The 20,395-nt window shown below is 36.1% G+C and carries 22 protein-coding genes and 2 tRNA genes; 4 read left to right on the top strand and 20 right to left on the bottom strand.

The genetic code is table 11. The annotated features are described in order from the left end of the window. Nucleotide 1 precedes the first annotated feature (1 nt). Nucleotides 2-910: an AEC family transporter gene (locus tag PERMA_RS01060; protein WP_015898844.1), complete on the bottom strand. Its 909-nt coding sequence runs from the start codon at nt 908-910 to the stop codon at nt 2-4. Then, nucleotides 911-2,098 carry a dicarboxylate/amino acid:cation symporter gene (locus PERMA_RS01055; protein WP_012676031.1) on the bottom strand — a complete coding sequence of 396 codons (1,188 nt, stop codon included), beginning with the start codon at nt 2,096-2,098 and terminating at the stop codon, nt 911-913. Between the two features lie 198 nt (nt 2,099-2,296). Between PERMA_RS01055 and PERMA_RS01050 the strand changes: the two genes are divergently transcribed. The 4 genes from PERMA_RS01050 (at nt 2,297) to PERMA_RS01035 (ending at nt 5,323) form a co-directional block, all read left to right on the top strand. Further along, on the top strand, nt 2,297-2,566 hold the full coding sequence (locus PERMA_RS01050; RefSeq protein WP_012676052.1) for a hypothetical protein: 270 nt from the start codon (nt 2,297-2,299) through the stop codon (nt 2,564-2,566). A 63-nt stretch (nt 2,567-2,629) separates the two neighbouring features. Continuing rightward, nucleotides 2,630-3,742 (top strand): redox-regulated ATPase YchF, encoded by a 1,113-nt coding sequence (gene ychF / locus PERMA_RS01045; RefSeq protein ID WP_012676695.1) that lies wholly within the window; start codon nt 2,630-2,632, stop codon nt 3,740-3,742. 44 nt (nt 3,743-3,786) lie between these two features. After that, nucleotides 3,787-4,446: a hypothetical protein gene (locus tag PERMA_RS01040; protein ID WP_012676605.1), complete on the top strand. Its 660-nt coding sequence runs from the start codon at nt 3,787-3,789 to the stop codon at nt 4,444-4,446. Beyond that, nucleotides 4,439-5,323: a DNA-methyltransferase gene (locus tag PERMA_RS01035; RefSeq protein ID WP_012675331.1), complete on the top strand. Its 885-nt coding sequence runs from the start codon at nt 4,439-4,441 to the stop codon at nt 5,321-5,323. The genes PERMA_RS01040 and PERMA_RS01035 overlap by 8 nt, the downstream gene beginning before the upstream one ends. Nucleotides 5,324-5,325: 2 nt before the next feature. On the opposite strand, the gene PERMA_RS01030 is transcribed toward PERMA_RS01035, so the two are convergent. The 18 genes from PERMA_RS01030 to aroC all read right to left on the bottom strand — a co-directional run bounded on the left by PERMA_RS01030 (nt 5,326) and on the right by aroC (nt 20,374). Then, nucleotides 5,326-7,053, bottom strand: a complete 1,728-nt coding sequence (locus PERMA_RS01030; RefSeq protein ID WP_012676835.1) for a GspE/PulE family protein — start codon at nt 7,051-7,053, stop codon at nt 5,326-5,328. A gap of 2 nt (nt 7,054-7,055) precedes the next feature. Beyond that, nucleotides 7,056-7,913, bottom strand: a complete 858-nt coding sequence (locus PERMA_RS01025) for a GAF domain-containing protein (protein ID WP_012675475.1) — start codon at nt 7,911-7,913, stop codon at nt 7,056-7,058. Nucleotide 7,914: 1 nt separating this feature from the next. Beyond that, nucleotides 7,915-9,606, bottom strand: a complete 1,692-nt coding sequence (locus PERMA_RS01020; protein WP_012675772.1) for a proline--tRNA ligase — start codon at nt 9,604-9,606, stop codon at nt 7,915-7,917. Between the two features lie 105 nt (nt 9,607-9,711). Next, nucleotides 9,712-9,784: transfer RNA gene (locus PERMA_RS01015), tRNA-Ala, on the bottom strand. 877 nt (nt 9,785-10,661) lie between these two features. After that, nucleotides 10,662-10,862, bottom strand: a complete 201-nt coding sequence (locus tag PERMA_RS01010; protein ID WP_012675287.1) for a hypothetical protein — start codon at nt 10,860-10,862, stop codon at nt 10,662-10,664. A gap of 313 nt (nt 10,863-11,175) precedes the next feature. Then, nucleotides 11,176-11,249: transfer RNA gene (locus PERMA_RS01005), tRNA-Arg, on the bottom strand. A gap of 6 nt (nt 11,250-11,255) precedes the next feature. Then, nucleotides 11,256-12,341, bottom strand: coding sequence for a peptide chain release factor 1 (gene prfA, locus PERMA_RS01000; RefSeq protein WP_012676428.1), 1,086 nt, complete (start codon nt 12,339-12,341; stop codon nt 11,256-11,258). Further along, entirely contained in the window at nt 12,341-12,538 is a 198-nt protein-coding gene (rpmE, locus tag PERMA_RS00995; protein ID WP_015898981.1) for a 50S ribosomal protein L31, read from the bottom strand. The genes prfA and rpmE overlap by 1 nt, the downstream gene beginning before the upstream one ends. 75 nt (nt 12,539-12,613) lie before the next feature. Next, nucleotides 12,614-13,879, bottom strand: coding sequence for a transcription termination factor Rho (gene rho / locus PERMA_RS00990; protein WP_012675994.1), 1,266 nt, complete (start codon nt 13,877-13,879; stop codon nt 12,614-12,616). A gap of 39 nt (nt 13,880-13,918) precedes the next feature. Beyond that, nucleotides 13,919-15,277 carry a tRNA uridine-5-carboxymethylaminomethyl(34) synthesis GTPase MnmE gene (gene mnmE / locus PERMA_RS00985; RefSeq protein WP_012676314.1) on the bottom strand — a complete coding sequence of 453 codons (1,359 nt, stop codon included), beginning with the start codon at nt 15,275-15,277 and terminating at the stop codon, nt 13,919-13,921. Further along, on the bottom strand, nt 15,274-16,887 hold the full coding sequence (yidC, locus tag PERMA_RS00980) for a membrane protein insertase YidC (RefSeq protein ID WP_012675216.1): 1,614 nt from the start codon (nt 16,885-16,887) through the stop codon (nt 15,274-15,276). The genes mnmE and yidC overlap by 4 nt, the downstream gene beginning before the upstream one ends. Before the next feature lie 20 nt (nt 16,888-16,907). Then, a complete protein-coding gene (gene yidD, locus PERMA_RS00975; RefSeq protein ID WP_012675521.1) occupies nt 16,908-17,114 on the bottom strand; it encodes a membrane protein insertion efficiency factor YidD in 207 nt (68 codons plus the stop codon). Continuing rightward, nucleotides 17,086-17,439, bottom strand: a complete 354-nt coding sequence (rnpA, locus tag PERMA_RS00970; protein ID WP_049756057.1) for a ribonuclease P protein component — start codon at nt 17,437-17,439, stop codon at nt 17,086-17,088. The genes yidD and rnpA overlap by 29 nt, the downstream gene beginning before the upstream one ends. A 15-nt stretch (nt 17,440-17,454) precedes the next feature. Beyond that, on the bottom strand, nt 17,455-17,598 hold the full coding sequence (rpmH, locus tag PERMA_RS00965) for a 50S ribosomal protein L34 (protein WP_012676356.1): 144 nt from the start codon (nt 17,596-17,598) through the stop codon (nt 17,455-17,457). A 97-nt stretch (nt 17,599-17,695) separates the two neighbouring features. Continuing rightward, complete coding sequence (locus PERMA_RS00960; protein ID WP_012676914.1) at nt 17,696-18,052, bottom strand: ATP synthase F0 subunit C; 357 nt, start codon at nt 18,050-18,052, stop codon at nt 17,696-17,698. A 23-nt stretch (nt 18,053-18,075) separates the two neighbouring features. Next, a complete protein-coding gene (locus PERMA_RS00955; protein WP_012675815.1) occupies nt 18,076-18,474 on the bottom strand; it encodes a universal stress protein in 399 nt (132 codons plus the stop codon). 11 nt (nt 18,475-18,485) lie between these two features. Next, complete coding sequence (gene atpB, locus PERMA_RS00950) at nt 18,486-19,121, bottom strand: F0F1 ATP synthase subunit A (RefSeq protein WP_012675266.1); 636 nt, start codon at nt 19,119-19,121, stop codon at nt 18,486-18,488. 77 nt (nt 19,122-19,198) lie between these two features. Further along, nucleotides 19,199-20,374, bottom strand: a complete 1,176-nt coding sequence (aroC, locus tag PERMA_RS00945) for a chorismate synthase (RefSeq protein ID WP_015898987.1) — start codon at nt 20,372-20,374, stop codon at nt 19,199-19,201. Between the last annotated feature and the right edge of the window lie 21 nt (nt 20,375-20,395).

The raw sequence follows: 20,395 nt of genomic DNA, 5'->3' as shown, positions 1-20,395 counted from the left end.
CTTAAAGGAAAGCTTTGGTTATATAAAATATCAATGGAACTGTTATAAAACTAATTATAATACCAATTCCAACAGATGAAACAGCAAGATCCCTGTCAAGACCTGCACCTATTACAAGTATAGAGGCTAAAACCATAGGGGGCATTGATATCTCAATAATAAATGAGAGCCACTCAGTATCAGGATTTACAGAAAGTATATAAAGAACAAGAACTGTTAAAACAGGTATCATAAGCATCTTTATTGATATGACAGCAATTATATCCTTCAGCCTTCCCCTAACCTTAGAAAATCTGAGATTTATACCAACTGAGAAAAGAGCAAGGGGTATAACAGTCATACCGAGCATCTTTAAACTGCCGAGAACAAACTCAGGAATATAGATATTTTTTATCAAAAAAGCACCTAAAAGGGCTATAAATGGCGGAAATGTTAAAACCTTTTTTATATCAATGCCTATCTTTTCCGATGACTGTCCAAATGAAAGTATAAAAGGTGAGATAAGGGAAACAGGAAGGAATGATGCAAGCTGATCAAAAACTACAGCATATCTAAGTCCCTCTTCCCTAAGTAGAGCTATCTGGAAAGGAAAACCTAAGAATGATGTGTTACCAAATGATGCCATCATAACAAATGATGCAAGTGTTACACGGTTTAACCTCATTAACTTCCCTGCAATATACGAGACAGCTATTGAAAAGATTATTACAAGCCATCCGCCAAGTATAACAAGGATAAATGATCTCTTTATATCAAGATAGTAAACGTTGTATATAACAAGTGCAGGAAATGCAATGTATATTATGAACTTTATAAGAGTATCAGCAGATCTCTCATCAAATATCCGAAGCTTCCTTGAGAGATAACCTGATATAAAAAAAAGCAGTACTGAAAAGAGATTCTCAAGCATCTATCTTACAAACCTGCTTATTATTTTTGCCCCTATAAGATCACCCCAAACATTTGTTGCAGTTCTGAGCATATCAAGGAATCTGTCAACAGCAAGTATTATCGCAATACCTTCAAGTGGAATACCTACAGCCGTGAAAACAAGTGTCATTGTAACAAGTCCAGCACTTGGAATACCGGCAGCACCAACAGCAGCAAGTGAAGCTGTAAAGAATATAATTATCTGCTCTCCTATAGAGAGCTCTATCCCGTAAAGTGAGGCTATAAACATTGCAGCAACAGCTTCATAAAGAGCCGTCCCATCCATATTTATGGTTGCTCCAAGTGGAAGAACAAAGCCTGCAGTTTTTTTATCTATCTTTGCCCTTTCCTCGGCAACCTCAAGTGTAACAGGAAGTGTTGCTGAACTTGAGGATGTTGAGAAGGCGATAAGCAGAGCCTCTTTAACCTTTGTGAAGTAACTGAGGGGATTGAACTTCCCAAATAAAAATCCTATAAGACCGAGATTAAAAACAGCATGTATAAGAAGACCAACAACAACAGCAAGAACATACTGCCATAGAGAGAGTATAGACCCAAGGCCTTTATCAGCAACGATGTATGAAACAAGGGCAAAAACACCTAAAGGGGAAAGATTAATAATCCATTTTGCCACAGTCAGCATAGAGTCATTAACACCTTCAAAGAATCTCGTAATAACTTCTTTCTTGCTCTGTTGGAGTTTCAAGACAGCAATAGCAAAAAGAATTGAAAAAATTATAACGTGAAGAACTTTACCCTCAACAAGACTCTGAAAAATATTTGACGGGATAAAACTCTGAATAAGTGCTTCAACTGTGAACTTTTTATGTTCAAAACCATCTGATGAAAGATTCATCCCATCAACAGGACTGAAATTTATAAAGTTAACAACAACGATACCTGTAAAAACGGCAAGCGCCGTTGTTGAAAAGTAATAAACTATAGCCTTAATCCCCATATCCTTTATATCCTTTATTGAGGCAAGTGAGGCTATGCTCACAAAGATAGAGGCAAATATGAGGGGTATAGTTATCATCTTCAGAAGATTTAAAAATGCATTTCCCACAAGCTTGAGATTTATAACGATATCTTTTAGATAAACACCGGACAGAATACCAAGTATTATGGCTATAAATGTGAGATTCTCTATTGAAAAAAGTCTCCTCAAAGCTACCTCCTTTTATCTTTTTGTAATAAGTTATTATAAATGAATTAGGGAGGCTGTCTTATGAGCGGGATTATTGTACTTATGTTTCTGTTTTTTGTTTTAACTATGGCTGCATTTGTTTATCTGAGGATCAAAAAGGAGGTTGATAAAAGGGAATAATGCTATAATATCTATTCCTTAATGAAAAGAGAGGTGGAGATGAAAAAGATACCTGAGTATCTAAACGAGATCTCACAGAAAGAAGGGTTCAGCTATTTTTACCATGATGAGACAAGGGAAGTATGGATTAGCGGATATAATAAGGGAGTCAGGTTTGATCTTCTGGTAAGACCTGTAAAAAGAAGGTATATAAAGGTTGTTTATGAAACACCTGATGAGAGGAAGGTCATCCTCTTTCTATCTGAAAAGGATGCACTGAACAGACTGAAAAAGATATTCTCCCCAGAGGAAACTGTTGAGACTGTATGAATCTGTTGAAAAATCTCCTTAAACCCATAAATTTCTTAAGAATTTTCTAAAAATGGAGGAAAGATGAAGTTAAATGTTGGTATAGTTGGACTTCCAAATGTTGGGAAATCCACAATATTTAATGCATTAACAGAGACTGCAAAAGCCGGAGTTGCAAACTATCCATTCTGTACGATAGATCCAAATGTAGGGATTGTAGATCTTCCAGATGCGAGACTTGAAAAACTTGCACAGATAGAAAGATCCAAGAGAATAGTACCTGCAACAATTGAGTTTGTTGATATAGCAGGACTTGTTAAAGGAGCAAGTAAAGGGGAAGGTCTTGGAAATCAGTTTTTATCAAATATAAGGAATGTTTCAGCTATTGCACATGTTGTAAGATGTTTTGAGGATAGTGATGTTGTACACGTTGAAGGATCTGTTAATCCTGTGAGGGATGCTGAGATCATAGAAACTGAGCTTATTCTTGCAGATCTCCAGACTGTTGAGAAAAGGCTTGATAAGGTTATAAAACCTGCAAAAACAGGTAACAAAGAGGCTAAATTTGAGGTTCAGGTGTTAGAAAAGGCAAAAAAGATACTTGAGGATCTGAAGCCTTTAAGATCATTTACAGATCAGTTTGAGGAAGAAGAGATAGATTATATGAGAAAAACTATATTTCCACTAACATTAAAGCCTGTTATGTATGTTGCAAACATAGATGAGGAATATCTTCCAGAAGGTGAAGATAACGAGTATGTTAAGGCTATAAAAGAAAAAGCTGAAAAAGAGAACGCTCCTGTTGTTGTCCTGTGTGGTAAGGTTGAACAGGAGCTTATAGAGATACCTAAGGAAGAAAGGGGAGAACTCCTTGAGGCTTACGGTCTGTCAGAACCGGGATTAAATAAGATGATAAGAACAGGATTCAGACTTCTTGATCTTATCACATACTTTACAGCAGGAGAGAAGGAAGCAAGAGCATGGACTATAAAGAGAGGAACAAAAGCACCACAGGCAGCAGGTGAGATACACTCAGACTTTGAAAGAGGTTTTATAGCTGCCGAGGTTATAAACTATGAGGATCTTATAAAGGCAGGTTCCTTACAGAAAGCAAAAGAACAGGGACTTCTAAGAATAGAAGGTAAGGACTACATAGTCCAGGATGGAGATGTGATACATTTCAGATTTAATGTATAATTCTAATACAATGTTATGATATAACTGTAATATCGGTTGGAGCTATGAACAGAGAATTAGCTGAAATAATAAGAATATATGCAACCAAAACTCACAAAGAGTTAAACTCATATTTATTGGACTGTTCTAAAAACAACCTAATTGCTATTCTAACAGATTTGCTTACAATTTATATGAACGATTCTAACTCATCTACTTTAAGAGAATTTCTCACTGTAACATTGGCGGGATATCAGCATACAAAAGGGAAAATAGGATATAACGGTTATAAACTAAGTGCCTATGGAAAACCTATAAGATGTGAAGCAAAACCAAAAAATATAAAAAGCTCAGGGAGAGGAAAACTAAACGGTGGTGGTAACTTTACTGATTATACTCACGAGAGGTTAGAAAGAGATTTAAATGAAAATATAAATATGTTAGTAAGTGGATTTATTGATGGAAAATTGATATATATTATAGAGTTTCCTTTTCGTTGTGAAAAGTTTGTAAAAAAATTAGAAGATCAACTTAATAAACGCTTTCCTGATGGTGATATTCCTGGACAGTATTTGAGAAGTGCTTCCTTTACATATGAAGACTATATAAACTGCAAAAATTTAAAACTTGTTTTCTGCCTTCCAAAAAAGGAACTCAGGAAATACGAAAATTATATTGTAAAGAAATTTTATAAATTTTTATGGGAGAACGCTCAAGATGGTTAGTGAGTTTATAGATAAAGTAATTTGTGGAGACACTTTAGAAACTTTAAAAAAAATCCCTGACAATTCAATAGATTTAGGTATTACTTCACCTCCTTACAATAAGAGAGAAGATAAAAAAGGTTGGTTAGTAGACAAAATAACATATAAAGGAGCTACAGACAACCTACCTGAAGAAGTATATCAAGAAACTCAAATAAAAGTATTAAACGAGCTTTATAGAATTATAAAACCGGGTGGTTCTTTTTTTTACAATCATAAAATAAGATGGGAAAAAGGCATAATGTTTCATCCTATGGACTGGTTAAGAAAAACAAAATGGATTATAAGACAGGAAATTATATGGGATAGGATGATAGCAGCTAATTTAAGGGGATGGAGATTTTGGCAAGTAGAAGAGAGAATTTACTGGTTATATAAACCAATAGGGAATAATAAAATAGGTAAAGAACTTAAATCCAGACATGCTTTGTTAACATCAATTTGGAGGTTATTGCCTGAAAATAATAATCCTCACCCTGCACCGTTTCCTATAGCACTACCTGTAAGAATAATATATTCCATATTTGATGAAGAGCGTGGGAAATTAGTTATAGATCCATACTGTGGTAGTGGGACAACTTTAGTAGCAGCTAAAATATTAGGACATCATTATTTAGGAATAGATATATCTCAAGAATATACAGATTATGCTTTAAAAAGATTGGAAAATTATCAGTTTGAGATTCCTAAAGCTCAAGAAGAAATATCTAAACATGTAGTTAAAAAAACATTCAAAGAAAGAAAAGAAAAAGGAGAATTTGTAGGGAAATACAGAAAAAAAACTCAACAAAAAAATCCTTCTCTTTTTGATATATTAGAAAAAGTGGAAGACAAATAAACCTACTCTAAGGTAACTCTTATAACCTCATCAATTGTTGTTATTCCCCTTAAGGCTTTTTCTACCGCATCCTGTCGGAGGGTTTTCATCCCTTTTTCAAGGGCAACAGCTTTTATCTTCTCTGTTGATTCTCTCTCTATCAGCATATTCTTAATATCTGAGTCTACCTTTAAAAGCTCGTGGATACCTGTTCTTCCTTTGTATCCTGTGAAGTTGCACACCTTACATCCACTTCCCTTATAAAGCCTTAAATCATCATTTATCTCAAAACCTGCATTTTTTATAACTATCTCTTCTTTTTTAGATGGTATGTAGGCTGTTTTACAGCTGTTACATATCTTTTTTACAAGTCTCTGGGCACAGATTAAAAGCAGTGAATCTGCAAGAAGATAACTCTCTATTCCCATCTCCTCAAGTCTTGTTATTGTGCTTACAGCATCATTTGTATGGAGTGTTGAGAAAACAAGATGTCCTGTAAGTGATGCCTCAACAGCTATCTTTGCAGTCTCAATATCCCTTATCTCACCAACAAGCATAACATCAGGATCGTGTCTTAAAAATGATTTAATAGCCTTTGCAAATGTGTAACCTGCGGCAGGATTTATGTTAGTCTGGACGATTGATCCACCAAGTGTGTACTCAACAGGATCTTCAACTGTTATTATCTTTTTCTCAGGTGTGTCTATCTCCTTTAATGCTGAGTAAAGTGTTGTTGTTTTACCTGAACCTGTTGGTCCAACATGGAGTATTATCCCGTAAGGTTTCCTGATTGTTTCCCTGTAAAGCTTCAGATGGTTCTCTGAAAAGCCAAGTTTATCAAGGTCAAGTATAACACTGCTTTTATCTAAAAGTCTCATAACAAGATCCTCACCATAAACTGTTGGAACTGTTGAAACCCTAAGGTCAATATCAATAGCCGGATTAAATCTTGCGAAATTTATCCTCGCATCCTGTGGAACCCTTTTCTCATCAATCTTCATATTAGCCATAATCTTGTATCTTGTTATTAATGGCTCGTGGGCAAACTTCGGCAGATTCAGATAATCAACAAGATCTCCATCTATTCTCATTCTTATCCTTGTATTTGCCTCTGTAGGCTGTATATGTATATCAGATGCGTTTTTCTTGTATGCATCCTCAATTATTCTGTGGGCGAGCATGATTATAGGAGAGCTTTTCTCTGTTATATCCTCTTCATGCTCAAACTTAAACTCTTCCTTCTCTTCAACCTGTAATATCTTCAGTATCTCTTCTAACTTCCTCTTTTCCTCATATAAGAGTTCTATCTTTTCAAGGATCTGCTTTTTAGTTGTTATTATTATGTTCACTTCCTTTATATCATAGCCGTGCTGTTTGAGTATCTCTATAACCTCATTGATTGTTATAACATCTGTAGGCTCTACCATCGCAAGAATAAGAACATTCTGATCAAACTTAAGAGGAAGAACATACCTTTCCATAAGAAATTTTTTGCTGAATATCTCCGTTATCTCTTCGGGTGGAACATAGTTTGTAAGCCTGTCATACTTGTAACCAAAATACTCAGCCTTTATCTTTGCTATATCTTCCTCTGAGTAACCGTGTTCAATAAGAACCTGAAGGAGATTTTTGTTTTCCTTTTTTGCGATACTCTGATATTTCTTGATGTCTTCAAGCTGAAGACCAAGCCTCTCTACTATAAGATCAATAAAACTCTTATCAGGAATCTTTCTTTTAATTGTTATACTCATATCTAACCACGTGGAAAATGAAATATTAATCCTACATACTCAAATCTTCCCTCAAGTACACATTCCCATATTATAGGCACCATCCTTATCCTTATAAGATCAAGTGTTATCTCTTCAGGTATCATATACTTTCTCACAAAATCTATCTTATCAAGATGTGCTTTTATTATCGGGAGTATCTCTTCAATCTTTTTATTTTTCGCCTCATTCCGGGAAAATCTGTAACCTGTCATCTCACCAAACTGTGAATTAAAGGTTATTATTCTGTTCTCATTATCTAAGAGAACAACAGCCTCAGATATATTTTCAAGTATAACCTTTTCTATATTCTGGGCAATTCTCATCTTTGAGTATTTAATAACGTTATCAAGGGCTATAGCGATAAGAGGTGTTATCTTTCCTAATATCTCCTCATCCTTTTCTGTAAAGTACGGATCCTTATTTATAGCCTGAAATACGCCTAAAACTTCACCATCTTTTATCACAGGTACAGAAAGCATTGATCTTGTTTCAACTCCTTTGATACTAAGCCATGGATTATGGTACTTAAGATCTGGGTCAATGGATGAAAGCTCTTTTTTGTCGTGTATATCTTTTATGTTCAGTATCCTTTTCTCTAAAGCTGTGTATCCTGCTATACTCTCTTTATCTACAGGTATCTCTATCTTATCAACATTCTGATCTACAGATATAACAACAGATCTGAGAAGGTTTTTCTCCCTGTCATAAAAGAATAGTGAGGATCTCTCAGCACCTATGAACTTCCTTATCTGATCTGTAACATTTATAAAAAGAGTTTTTATATCAAAATCCTGGAGTATTGTTTTTGTAAGATTGTATATAAAATCTTCATAGCTCATCTTATAACCTGTCTAAAAAATTATCTATCTCATTAATATCTATCTCTTCTTTCTTTCCATCCTTCCTTGTCTGGATCTCAACTTTACCATTTTTTACACCTCTACCAACAACTATTCTGTAAGGTATTCCTATAAGATCAGCATCCTTAAATTTAGCTCCTGGAGAGATATCCCTGTCGTCAAAAAGAACCTCTATTCCTTTTTCTTTTGCCTTGGTGTATATATCCTCAGCTACAGTTTTAATCTGATCATCTTTTATATTAAGTGCAAGTATGTGAAGCTTGAATGGTGCTATGTTCTCAGGCCAGATTATCCCGTTTTCGTCATGGCTCTGTTCAACAGCTGCCGCCATAAGTCTGCTTACACCTATTCCATAACATCCCATCACTATAGGTTTTTCTCTTCCGTCCTTATCAACAAAGTAAGCCTTTAACGCTTCAGAATACTTTGTTCCAAGAAGGAAGATATGACCAACTTCAAGACCTGTGGTCTCGTTTAAAGGTTTTTTACAGACAGGACAAGGATCCCCTTCCCTTGCTGTTGAAAAATCAACAAAATCAACAGGTTTAAAATCCCTCGGTATGTTTACATTTATGTAGTGGTAATCCTCTTCGTTTGCTCCTACAACAAAGTTATGGAGATCTTTGACAGAGATATCAGCATAAACTGGTATATCAAGGCCCATAGGTCCAACAAAACCCTCAACTATACCTAAATCTTTAAGTTCCTCAGATGAAGCAAGGTGGCAGTCAAGGGCTTTAAAGTAATTTATAAGCTTTGTCTCATTTAGCTCTCTGTCCCCCCTTATTAAAACAGCAACAGCTGTGCCATCATCAAGTATGTAAACAAGTGTTTTTACTATCTTCTTCTGATTAATGTCTAAAAATCTTGATACATCCTCAACAGACGAAACTCCCGGAGTATGAACCTTCTCTAAGGGTTTTTCATCTTCTGGTGGTAGTTTGTCAAGCTCAAACTCATACTTTGCAGCCTCAACATTTGCAGCATAACCACAGTTATCACAGAAAACAATATGAGCCTCTCCATTTGGAACTTTTACAACAAACTCATGGGAGTACTTTCCACCTATAGCTCCAACATCTGCCTCAACCATAAGGTAATCAAGACCAAGCTCATCAAATATCTTTTTGTAAGCCTCTTTCATAATCTCGTAAGATTTTACAGCCATCTCCTCAGATATATCAAATGAGTAAGCATCTTTCATAATAAACTCCCTTCCCCTTATAAGACCGTATCTCGGTCTTGCCTCATCCCTGAACTTTGTCTGTATCTGGTAGAAGTTCTTTGGAAGATCTTTGTAAGATCTTATATTTTTTCTGACAAGATCTGTTATTGTTTCCTCATGTGTAGGTCCAAGGGCAAAAAATCTTCCCTTTCTGTCCTCAACCCTGAAAAGCTCTTTTCCATAAACATCCCATCTTCCCGTTTCCTGCCAGAGCTCTGCAGGGGCGAGAATTGGGAGTAAAACCTCTAAAGCTCCTGCATCATCCATATATTTTCTGATTATTCCTTCTATCTTTTTTAAAACCCTGAATCCAAGTGGGAGATATTCATAAAGTCCAGCTGCAAGCTGTCTGATAAAGCCTGCTCTTATAAGATAGATATGACTTGGAACCTCTGCTTCTGCAGGTGCTTCCTTCAAAGTGGGTATAAAGTACTGGGATGCTCTCATCTATTACACTCCTGTATTATTTTTGTTAATTCTATTTTATCTTTTTCCGAGGAGATTATCCAAGTGATAGATACTTTTGAAAGCTGTGACAGCTGAATTAAGAGATGGAGTCGGCGGGATTCGAACCCGCGACCTTTGCCATGCCGAGGCAACGCTCTCCCAGCTGAGCTACGACCCCATATAATATATATTATACCAGTTTAAGATATAACAATGCTAAGATATGCTAAAAAAATTTATAAAGATTAAAAATGAGATACATTGTAAAACCATCTTTAAAAAACTTGGTAATTTTAACAGCTGTTATACCAATACTTTATCTATCCTCAGCTCTTTTAACTTCACAATCTTTTTTAGGTTACTTATCATTCAGGTTGTGTTTATTTTTGATAAATATTCTCCCAATAATTTTTACAGCCTATGTAATTCATAGAAAGTTCAGTTTAAAAGATAAAAAATTTTTCTATCTCATATACAACGTTTTAATACTTTTAACCCTTATATTTCACACTACTGTAGTAAACAGATTACTCTGAAAACCAATTAACCTAATGCATTGGTATTTTAACTTTACTTTCTTTATCTTCACATTTTTCATAATCCTTATATTTCCAGCCTTCGGGAAAACAGGTTGTTGGAAAGATCATTCATTTTTTATCCTTACAGGCACAGACTTCTATTTCTACACAGTTTTTATTTTTATCTTCTTCAGCCTTTATTTCAGTAAAAAATAGAGTAAAAACAATCGATAAAATTAATCTCATAATTTTCTCCTTTCAACTGCTATTCTAAATTATTATCCGAATTAAAAACTTAAGAATTTATGATATTTGTGAGGGTTTAGACCAGCATTTGAAATGTTTGAAAGTTATCTTCCACATAGAGTTATAAATTAAGTTAGGATTGCAACATAAAACATTGCCAGACTTTGTGTTTAAATTGCTAACACTCATTTATTGGTTCCTAATATTTTATTAAAGATCATTAAAACACCTACACTAATTAATCCACCTAAAATAATACCTGAAAATATTATTATGTAATAAAGAATCTCTTTATCCATCATCTTTTCCTCCAAATGCTATAAGCAAGTTACCAATTAACAATATAACAATATATGCAGTTACAAAAATTATACCTGTTTTCAGATTGAACTCTCCTTTTATAATCGGCTGTAAGATAGCAAATATAATTAATGCTACTGCTACATTTAAGAAGTGTTTTCCCGTTTCTTCAACCGCTTTCTTTATATTCACTTTTACACTTCTCCACCAGTAACCTTTTCATTTTCACAACTCTTAAATAACTAAAGTAAAAGATCTCCAACAAACAATAAAATCATCTTTTTCATTTTCCTATACAAAAGATTGAACGCTATAGCTTTAAACTTAAAAATTGAATTTTTCTATGTCAAATTTTATATCTTAAGTATTGTTCTTCCTGTATAAAAACTGGGTGCAAAATTGGGTGCAAAAATTTCAAAAAATTATAGATAATTCCAGACACTTACAATTAGAAAATTTTGATACAAATATTGAAAATTCTGAATTAAATAGGATTTTTACCTAATGCGCCCGGAGGGACTCGAACCCCCAACCTCGTGATCCGTAGTCACGTGCTCTATCCAGTTGAGCTACGGGCGCTTGATTTTACTCCTCTGATATAGCAAGGAGCTTCTGTTCCTGCTCCTTAGCTATAAGCTGATCTATTATCTCATCAAGATCGCCGTCAAGTATGTCGTGAAGTCTATGTGATGTGTAATTGATTCTGTGATCTGTAACCCTGTTCTGAGGGAAGTTGTAAGTTCTTATCTTCTCTGATCTGTCTCCTGTTCCAACCTGCATTCTTCTTTCTTTTTCTATCTTTTCCCTTTCAAGCCTGTCGTAGTAATCTTTCAGTCTTGCCCTCAGAATCTGCATAGCTTTTGCTCTGTTTTGGAGCTGTGATCTCTCATCCTGACAGCTCACAACAATACCTGTAGGTATATGTGTTATTCTTACAGCCGAGTCAGTCGTGTTAACATGCTGTCCACCAGCACCTGAAGCTCTCATAGTCTCTATCTTAAGCTCTTCAGGTTTTATCTCAATATCAACCTCTTCAGCTTCAGGTAATACAGCTACTGTTGCTGTTGATGTATGTATTCTTCCTGAGCTTTCAGTTTCTGGTACCCTCTGAACTCTGTGGACACCGCTTTCAAACTTAAGTCTTGAATAGGCTCCCTGTCCTTTTATTAAAGCTATAACTTCCTTTATTCCGCCTCTATCTGTTGGGTGCATACTTAAAACTTCAACCTTCCATCCTTTTCTCTCAGCATACCTCTGGTACATTCTGAAAAGCTCACCGGCAAATAAAGCAGCCTCTTCACCACCAGCACCCTGTCTTATCTCAAGGATAACGTTTTTCTCATCATTTGGATCTTTTGGAAGAAGCTCTATCTGTATCTCTTTCTCTAACTCTTCCTTCCTCTGATTCAGATTCTTGAGCTCTTCTTCAGCTAAAAGCCTCATCTCCTCATCTGGATTATTAAGGAGAGATTTTGTTTCCTCTATATCTTTGAGAACCTTTTTGTACTCTTTGTAGAGTTTTGACAGTTTTTCAGTCTCTTTATGCTCTTTTGCAACCTGCTGCAACTTTTTCTGGTCTTTAAGTACTTCAGGGTCAGATAAAGCTGCTTCAAGCTTCTTTAATTTTTCATCAATATTCTCAAGCTTTTGAAGCAGATACTTATTTAACATTACTTACTTTCAGCTGTCACCCCTTTTATCTCTAAAAATTGAGGTTTTATCTTAAGTTTTCCTGTGTAAAATGGATGACACTGGTTGCAAACCTCAAGGTGAACAACACCACCTTTTGTTGAGAGTAGATCAAACTCATTTCCGCAACCACACACAAAATGTGTCACCTTAAGCTCAGGGTGTATTCCTTTTTTCAATTTTCTACCTCCAAATATATTCCAGATTTTTAAAAGTCAAGCAAACTAATATTTTAACTTTTATAAGCAGGTTGATCAAGCATTCATAGATTTGAGGAACTCTTCATTTGATTTGAATTTTGCAAGTTTGTCAAGTAAGAACTCCATAGCCTCAACCTCATCCATTGTGGAGAGGAACTTCCTGAGTATCCATACCCTTTGAAGCTCCCAGTCTTCAAGTAAGAGCTCTTCCTTTCTTGTTCCTGATTTTGGAATATTAATAGCAGGGAATACCCTTCTTTCCATAAGTCTTCTATCAAGATAAAGTTCCATATTACCTGTTCCTTTAAACTCCTCAAATATAACATCATCCATCTTAGAGCCTGTCTCTACAAGTGCTGTAGCAAGTATTGTCAGACTTCCTCCATCCTCTATATTCCTTGCAGCTCCAAAGAACTTTTTAGGTCTCTGGAGAGCTGTAGCCTCAAGACCACCTGAAAGAACCCTTCCTGTTGGTGGTGTTATCGCGTTAGAAGCTCTTGATAATCTTGTTATAGAGTCAAGAAGTATAACAACATCCTGACCGTTCTCAACGAGCCTTTTAGCCCTTTCAACTATAAGCTCTGCAACATGCATATGTCTTTCTGGTGGCTCATCAAATGTTGATGCAACAACCTCAGCACCTTCACCAACAATTCTTCTCATCTCTGTAACTTCTTCAGGTCTCTCATCTATAAGAAGAATTATAAGATGTACCTCTGGATGATTTTTTATCAGAGCTTTTGCAAGTCTCTGTATAAGAACTGTTTTTCCCGCTTTAGGTGGAGCGACTATAAGACCCCTCTGTCCTTTTCCTATAGGTGATATCAGGCTAACGACCCTTGTTGAGAGGTCTGATGGATCATACTCAAGATTGAACCTCTCTGTTGGATGGAATGGTACAAGCCTATCAAAGATAGGTCTTCTCTTTATATTCTCCGGTTCTACAGTATTTACAGCCTCAATCTTTATAAGTGCTCTGTACTTTTCATTGTCCTTTGGAAGTCTTGCAATTCCTATAATGTAATCACCTGTTCTAAGACCAAACTTCTTTATCTGTGAAGGTGATACATAGATATCTGTTGAGTGGGGAGCATAGTTATTCTCTATTGATCTTATAAAACCATAACCTTCTGGAAGTACTTCAAGAACACCTTTTATAAAATTCAGGCCTTCATCTTTAGCCTTTTTCTCAAGTATCTTAGCTATAAGTTCAGATTTTTTTAAACCTGTTGTTCTCTGGAGTCCTATCTCTTTACCAAGTTTTTGAAGTTCCTGAAGAGTCATCCTTTTCAGTTCTTCCAGTGTGATTGTTTCAACCATGACGTTTTTTAGCCTCCTTTTGATTTGTTTTTGAATCAGTTATTTTCCTATACAAAATCTACTGAATATATTTTCAAGAACATCCTCTGTGGTTATCTCACCTGTGATTTCCTCGAGATATTTTTCTGCCTCACTTATCTCAAGCATTAGAATCTCTTTAAAATCAATCAGTTCATCAATATTCTGAACTGTTTTCTTAAGAATATTTTTTGCTTTTTCTAATGCTTTGTAATGTCTAAGATTTATATATATTTCTGAATCGCTATCCTCAATTATTCCAAGTTTGTGGAAGATCTCTTCTTCTAAATGATCTAAGTTTTTCTGAAGTTTAGTACTGACAAATAGTACATTCTTAAAATAATACTTTTTTCTAAAAATATCAAGCTCTTTTTCATTTACAAGATCGGATTTGTTACCTACAACTATAGGATCTTTATACTTTATCTGTTCGTAGATTCTCAGATCCTCATCAGTCAAGCCTTCAGAAAGATCAAAAACAAATATAACAACATCAGCTTCCTCTATCTTCTCTTTTGCTTTTTTAATACCTATCAGCTCTATTTTGTCTTCAGTTTCCCTTAATCCAGCTGTATCAAGGAGTTTAACAGGTATTCCTTTAATTGATACAGTCTCCTCAATAAAATCCCTTGTTGTTCCTCTATACTCGGAAACTATAGCCCTTTCATATCCTACGAGAGCATTAAAGAGAGATGATTTTCCAACATTTGGTCTTCCAACTATAGCAAGCTTTATACCTTCCCTTATGATCTCTCCTTTCCTGTACGTTCTTAGAAGATCATCTATCCCTTTAATAACATGTTCCAGTCCTTTTTTTATCTGATCTGGATCTATCTCCTCAACATCTTCCGGGAAGTTAATCTCAGCCTCAATAAGTGATACAAGATACAAAAGACTGTTTCTAAGTTCTTTTACCTTTTCAGAGAGCTTACCTTCAAGTATGTTTACAGCTACACGGGAAGCTTTTTCAGATCTTGCCTCTATCAGATCGGCTATAGCCTCAGCCTGTGTAAGATCTATCTTTCCGTTTATAAATGCTCTCTTTGTGAACTCACCTGGTTGTGCAAATCTCGCTCCAAGATTTACAGCTTCTTCAATAATTTTCTTTACAACTGGAACACTCCCATGAGGGTATATCTCAACAACATCCTCACCTGTAAAGCTTCTTGGACCTTTAAAGAAAATAAAGAGCCCCTCATCTATAACACTTCCTTTACTGTCTGTTATCTTTCCAAAATATACTCTTCTCTCCCTGATAGACTCAGGGAGCCTGAACAGTTTTCTCCCTATTTCTAAAGCCCTATCACCGCTTATCCTTATAATCGAAACAGCTGAAGGGATAAGCGGTGTTGCATTTGCTACGATTGTATCTTTGATCATTTGTTTTTGGGTTTGTAAAGTCCCATCTGTTTGTTTACTATAAAACTCTGACCTATCCCTAATATATTATTCGTAAGCCAGTATAAAACAAGTCCTGCCGGAAAGTTCATAAAAAGGAATGTGAAAACAAAGGCCATTATATACATTATTATCTTCTGGTTTTTATCAGATGAAGGTGTTATCCACTGCTGGGCTATCATTGAAACACCCATAAGAATAGGGAGAATATAGTAAGGATCTTTATCTGCAAGATCCTGAACCCAGAGGAATGGAACCATCTTAAGCTCAACGGTTACCATAAGAACGTTATAAAGTGCTATGAATATAGGGATCTGTGCAACTATCGGAAGGCATCCGCTCATAGGGTTTGTTCCATGTTCAGCATAAAGCTTCATCATCTCTTCCTGTAACTTCTGTGGATCCTTCTGGTATTTCTTCTGTAACTTTTTTATCTCAGGAGCAAGATCAGCCATCTTTTTCATAGCTTTTAGACTTTTATGGTTCAGAGGGAAGAGAACTATCCTTAAAAGGACTGTAAGGATTATTATTGTAAGCCCCCAGTTATGTATGTAGTCGTAGATAAAGTGCATAATAAGGAATAAAGGCTTTCCAAGTATACCGAAGAAACCAAAATCTATACTCTCTCTGAGTGAAAGATCTATGTTCCACTCCTTTTTGTATTTTTCAGTAATATCACCTAAAAGTGAGTAAAGCTTAGGTCCGCCAAAGAAGAATCCCTCAACAGATGTTGGGATCTCCGAGAAAACAACGGTTTTCTCTTCAGCTATAGGAACCACATGTGTTGCAGAAAAACCACCCTTTACAGCAAGCATCTGGAGAAAATACTTATTTTCCTCACCTGCCCATAAAATATGTCCTCTTATTGTCTGCTTCTTATCTATATCAGCATCAAGCTTTATAAGCTCCTTGTCTGTTTTGATTATAGCCCCTGAATGACCAAATGCCCTGCTTTCAGCTTTTAAGGATATACCGTTAATAACAGATAGACCGTACTTTTCAAGGCCTTCTGTATCTATTTTTAAAGATAGTGTAGAATCTTTATTCACCTCAAATATCTTTCTTACAGATATATCCCCCTGTTTAAGTTCAAAAATAAGTCTGTCCCCTTCCTGTCTAAATGAATAAGGGCTGAAATTTATCAGGGCTGTAAGCTCTGGACTTGTTGTTATTATCTCTGTAGGAAATAGTCTGTTTGTTTTTGAGAAATCACTTATCATATCTGTTTTGAACTTTTCAACGTAGATTGAAACAATTCTTGCCCCTATCTTTGAGATCTCGATATATCCAAAATCTGTATTTATCCTGACTGTGTCTTTAAGATTATCAGCATTTATTCTTCTTTTATCTAAAAGTAAGTCATAATCTCCTGTCTGTTTATAGGTTATCCTTTCTTCTGGCTCAGGTACCTTTCTTTGCTCTTTTATTTCCTCTTTAACCTCAACCACTTCCTGAGTTTTCTGGTTTTTCTCAGGTGAAGGTTCAGTTGGATAGAGATAACTGCTTATAATGGAGTAAGCTATAAGCAGAACAGCTACTGCTATAAAAAAGATAAACATCCGTTTCTGCATTTCCTGATCGTTATTGTTCATCTGCTACCTCTCTAAATTTTTTATGGATAATCTACACCACCCTTAGAGAAAGGGTTGCATCTTAAAATTCTCCACACAGCTTTTAAGCTTCCCTTTAAAGCTCCGTACTTTTCTATAGACTGTATAGCATAACTTGAACATGTAGGATAATATCTACAGCTGTTTGGTAATGCAGGCGATACAAATTTTTTGTAAATCTTAATAAGTTTTATCAGAAATCTGTCCATTTCCTTCTCTAAGGATAGAAATTAATTTTTCCATATCCCGGTATAAGTCTTGAGTTTTTTTTCCTATGATATTTTTTTTAGCAATAAAAATGATATCATAACTAAGATTCTTAAGACTTCCGTAATATGCCCTTAGTGCTTCTTTAATAATCCTTTTTGCCCTGTTTCTAACTACCGCTTTCTTTGAAAATTTTCTGGATAGAATAAAAGCAAATCTCGGATATCCAAGATCATTATTTCTGTAGATAACTATAAAGTTCTCTGTATGTAAAGATCTTCCTTTTGAGAGAATACTTTTTATCTCACGGTCTTTCAGCGTAATCATAACGGGACGCCATCTTTAGCTGATGGCGATTCTCTTTCTTCCCTTTCTCCTTCTTCTTGCAAGGATCTTTCTTCCAGATTTTGTTCTTTTCCTTGCAAGGAAACCTGAAGTTCTCTTTCTTTTCTTATTTGAAAGATGATCCTTTACCTTTTCTGGCATCTTACTCCTCCTGAATTTATAAAATAAAAAGAGCGCACATACTAGATGCACGCTCCAGATCTATAAGTCTACCTATTTAACACTATCTGTTTTAACTTTAGAATCCAGCTTTTCCGTCAAATATTCCTGTAAAGAGGAATATGATTGCTATTAAAAGTCCGTAAAGAACAAATGTTTCTATAAGCGCCATACCAATAAACATTGTTGTTAAAAGCTTTCCACCCATATTTGGGTTTCTTGCCATACCTTCAAGAACACCTCTAATAGCATTACCAAGTCCAGCAGCACCACCTCCAGCAGCAGCACCTATAGCAACTCCAGCACCTATAGCAACGCCTCCGTAGAAGATAGCTCTTGCCATAGCATCAGCTGTAGCACCCTCACCAGCAAAAGCAGCTGAGACAGCACCTGCTACCATCATTAACATTATGAATGCGGTAGAGTATTTCTTCATTACTGTAAAAACCTCCTTACTTTTTATTTTATTACCAGTATTTGCGAGTTTAATCTTGGTATATCTCTTTCATAATCGTGGGTTATAACAGTAAGATCGGGCTTTTCATCCTCAACGATCTCAGGGAGCCTGTCAACCACCTTTCCTTTAGCATCTATAACAAGCCTGTATGAACCTTCAAAATCCTTAAGCAGAGGTTTCAGTCTATCCTTCACATTTTTTTCTGCATTCTCTTTAAGATCTGGTGCAGATGGTATCCCGAAAGATGAGCTGACCTTTAGCATCGTGTAAACATCTTCCATCTCATGGTATACAACAAGCTCACTTCCGTATCTTCTGGCTATATCTTTAGCCCACTCTAAAGCCTTTAACGAAACCGGTGTTAGGTCTACACAAACCAGAACTTTATTCACATTCACCATAGAATTACTCCTTAGTGTGCTTCTTCAGTGATAGCACCAGCTATATAAACTGTAGTAAGTATCATAAATACGTATGTCTGAAGGAATACAGCAATCAGGTGAACAACCATTATTGGAAGAGGAATTAAAAGTGGAACAAGCATGATTAAAACTATAGTTATAAGCTCACCACCTGTCATATTTGCAAAAAGACGTAATGCAAGTGTTATAGGTCTGCTTATATGTGATATGATCTCTATTATGAAGAAGATTGGTGCAGCAACAGGAATAGGTCCCATAAAATGTTTGAGGTACCCTATACCGTGCTTTCTGAAACCTTCAACGTTGTATATAACGAAAACAAGTAAAGCCAGTGCAAGTGTTGTGTTTATATTTGCAGTGTAGGACTCAAGCCCCGGGATCATTCCCATAAGGTTTCCAAAAAATACGAAGAGACCGATACCTGCAACAAGGGGAAAGTATTTTCTTCCCTTTTCTCCCATATTCTCTTTTATCATATTATCAACAAACTCTATATACATCTCAAAAAGGTTCTGTAAAGGTGTTGGAACTAAAGAAGGCTTCTTTGCAAATGTTGAAAATATAACAGGAACAACAACAAGGGCAACTACAGCAAACAGAACATGATTAATGTATAAACCTTCCAAAGCTTAGGCCTCCATTCGTTATTACCGATATGACACAAACTTCAATTATTATAGCAGAAAAAGTTAGTCCGTGTAAACTAAAACTCCCTTGTGTATGCTCTGTATTCTTCAATCCTTCTCTTTATATCTATCCAGTTGTCATTACCAAACTTCTCAAGAACAGCCTGAGCAAGAACTATTGCAAGCATCGCCTCACCAACAACTGCTGCTGCCGGTACAGCTGTCACATCAGATCTCTCCTTTGCTGCATCAAATGGCTGTTTCGTTTTTATATTTACAGATCTGAGTGATTTTCTTCTCATAAGTGTAGGTATAGGCTTCATACCTACCCTGACTAATATTGGTTCTCCGTTTGTTATTCCTCCTTCAATCCCACCTGCCCTGTTTGTTCTGTGGTAAAAACCTCTTTCCTTATCCCAGAAAATCTCGTCATGGGCCTGAGAACCATACATCTCTGCAAGGCTGAATCCTTCACCTATCTCAACACCTTTCATTGCCTGGATACTCATCATTGCCTGTGCTATTCTTCCATCAAGCCTTCTATCCCAGTGAACATGACTCCCTAGACCGACAGGAACACCAACAGCAAAAACCTCAAACACACCTCCAAGACTTTCACCTTCCTCCCTTGCCCTATCTATCAGTTCTTTAAATTCTTGATCAAGCTCAGGTAAAGGTGTTCTAACCTCAGAACTTTCTGCCTTTTCAAATCTTTCCTCAAGGGGAATATCCTTTATCCTATCCCTCAGTGAAATCTCACCTATTGAAACAACATAGCTTCCTATTCTTATACCTATATCCTCAAGAAGCTGTTTACATACAGCACCAACAGCAACCCTTGTCGTGGTTTCCCTTGCACTTGCCCTCTCAAGAACATTTCTAAGATCGTGAAATCCGTACTTTATCCCCCCTGGAAGATCAGCATGACCTGGACGGGGATTTGTGATCTCCTTCTTTTCTGTAGGTTGTCCTTCCACAGCCATAATATCAGTCCAGTTCTCCCAGTCTTTATTTCTTACCATAAGTGTTACAGGAGACCCAAGTGTATACCCAAATCTGACACCTGAGAGTATCTCAACTCTGTCCTTTTCTATCTTCATCCTTCCGCCACGACCGTATCCGGACTGTCTTCTTGAAAGCTCCCTGTTTATAAACTCAGATGATATCCTGAGATTTGAAGGAAGCCCCTCAATAATTGCGGTCAGGGCAGGTCCATGTGACTCTCCAGCATTTAAAAATCTGAGTGTGCCCATCTTACTCCTTCAGCAGTTTTT

Origin of the sequence: Persephonella marina EX-H1 (assembly GCF_000021565.1) — a bacterium.
Taxonomy (GTDB): Bacteria; Aquificota; Aquificia; order Aquificales; family Hydrogenothermaceae; genus Persephonella; species Persephonella marina.
Note: the sequence above shows the minus strand (reverse complement) of the source record. Positions and strands in the feature narration are given on the sequence as shown.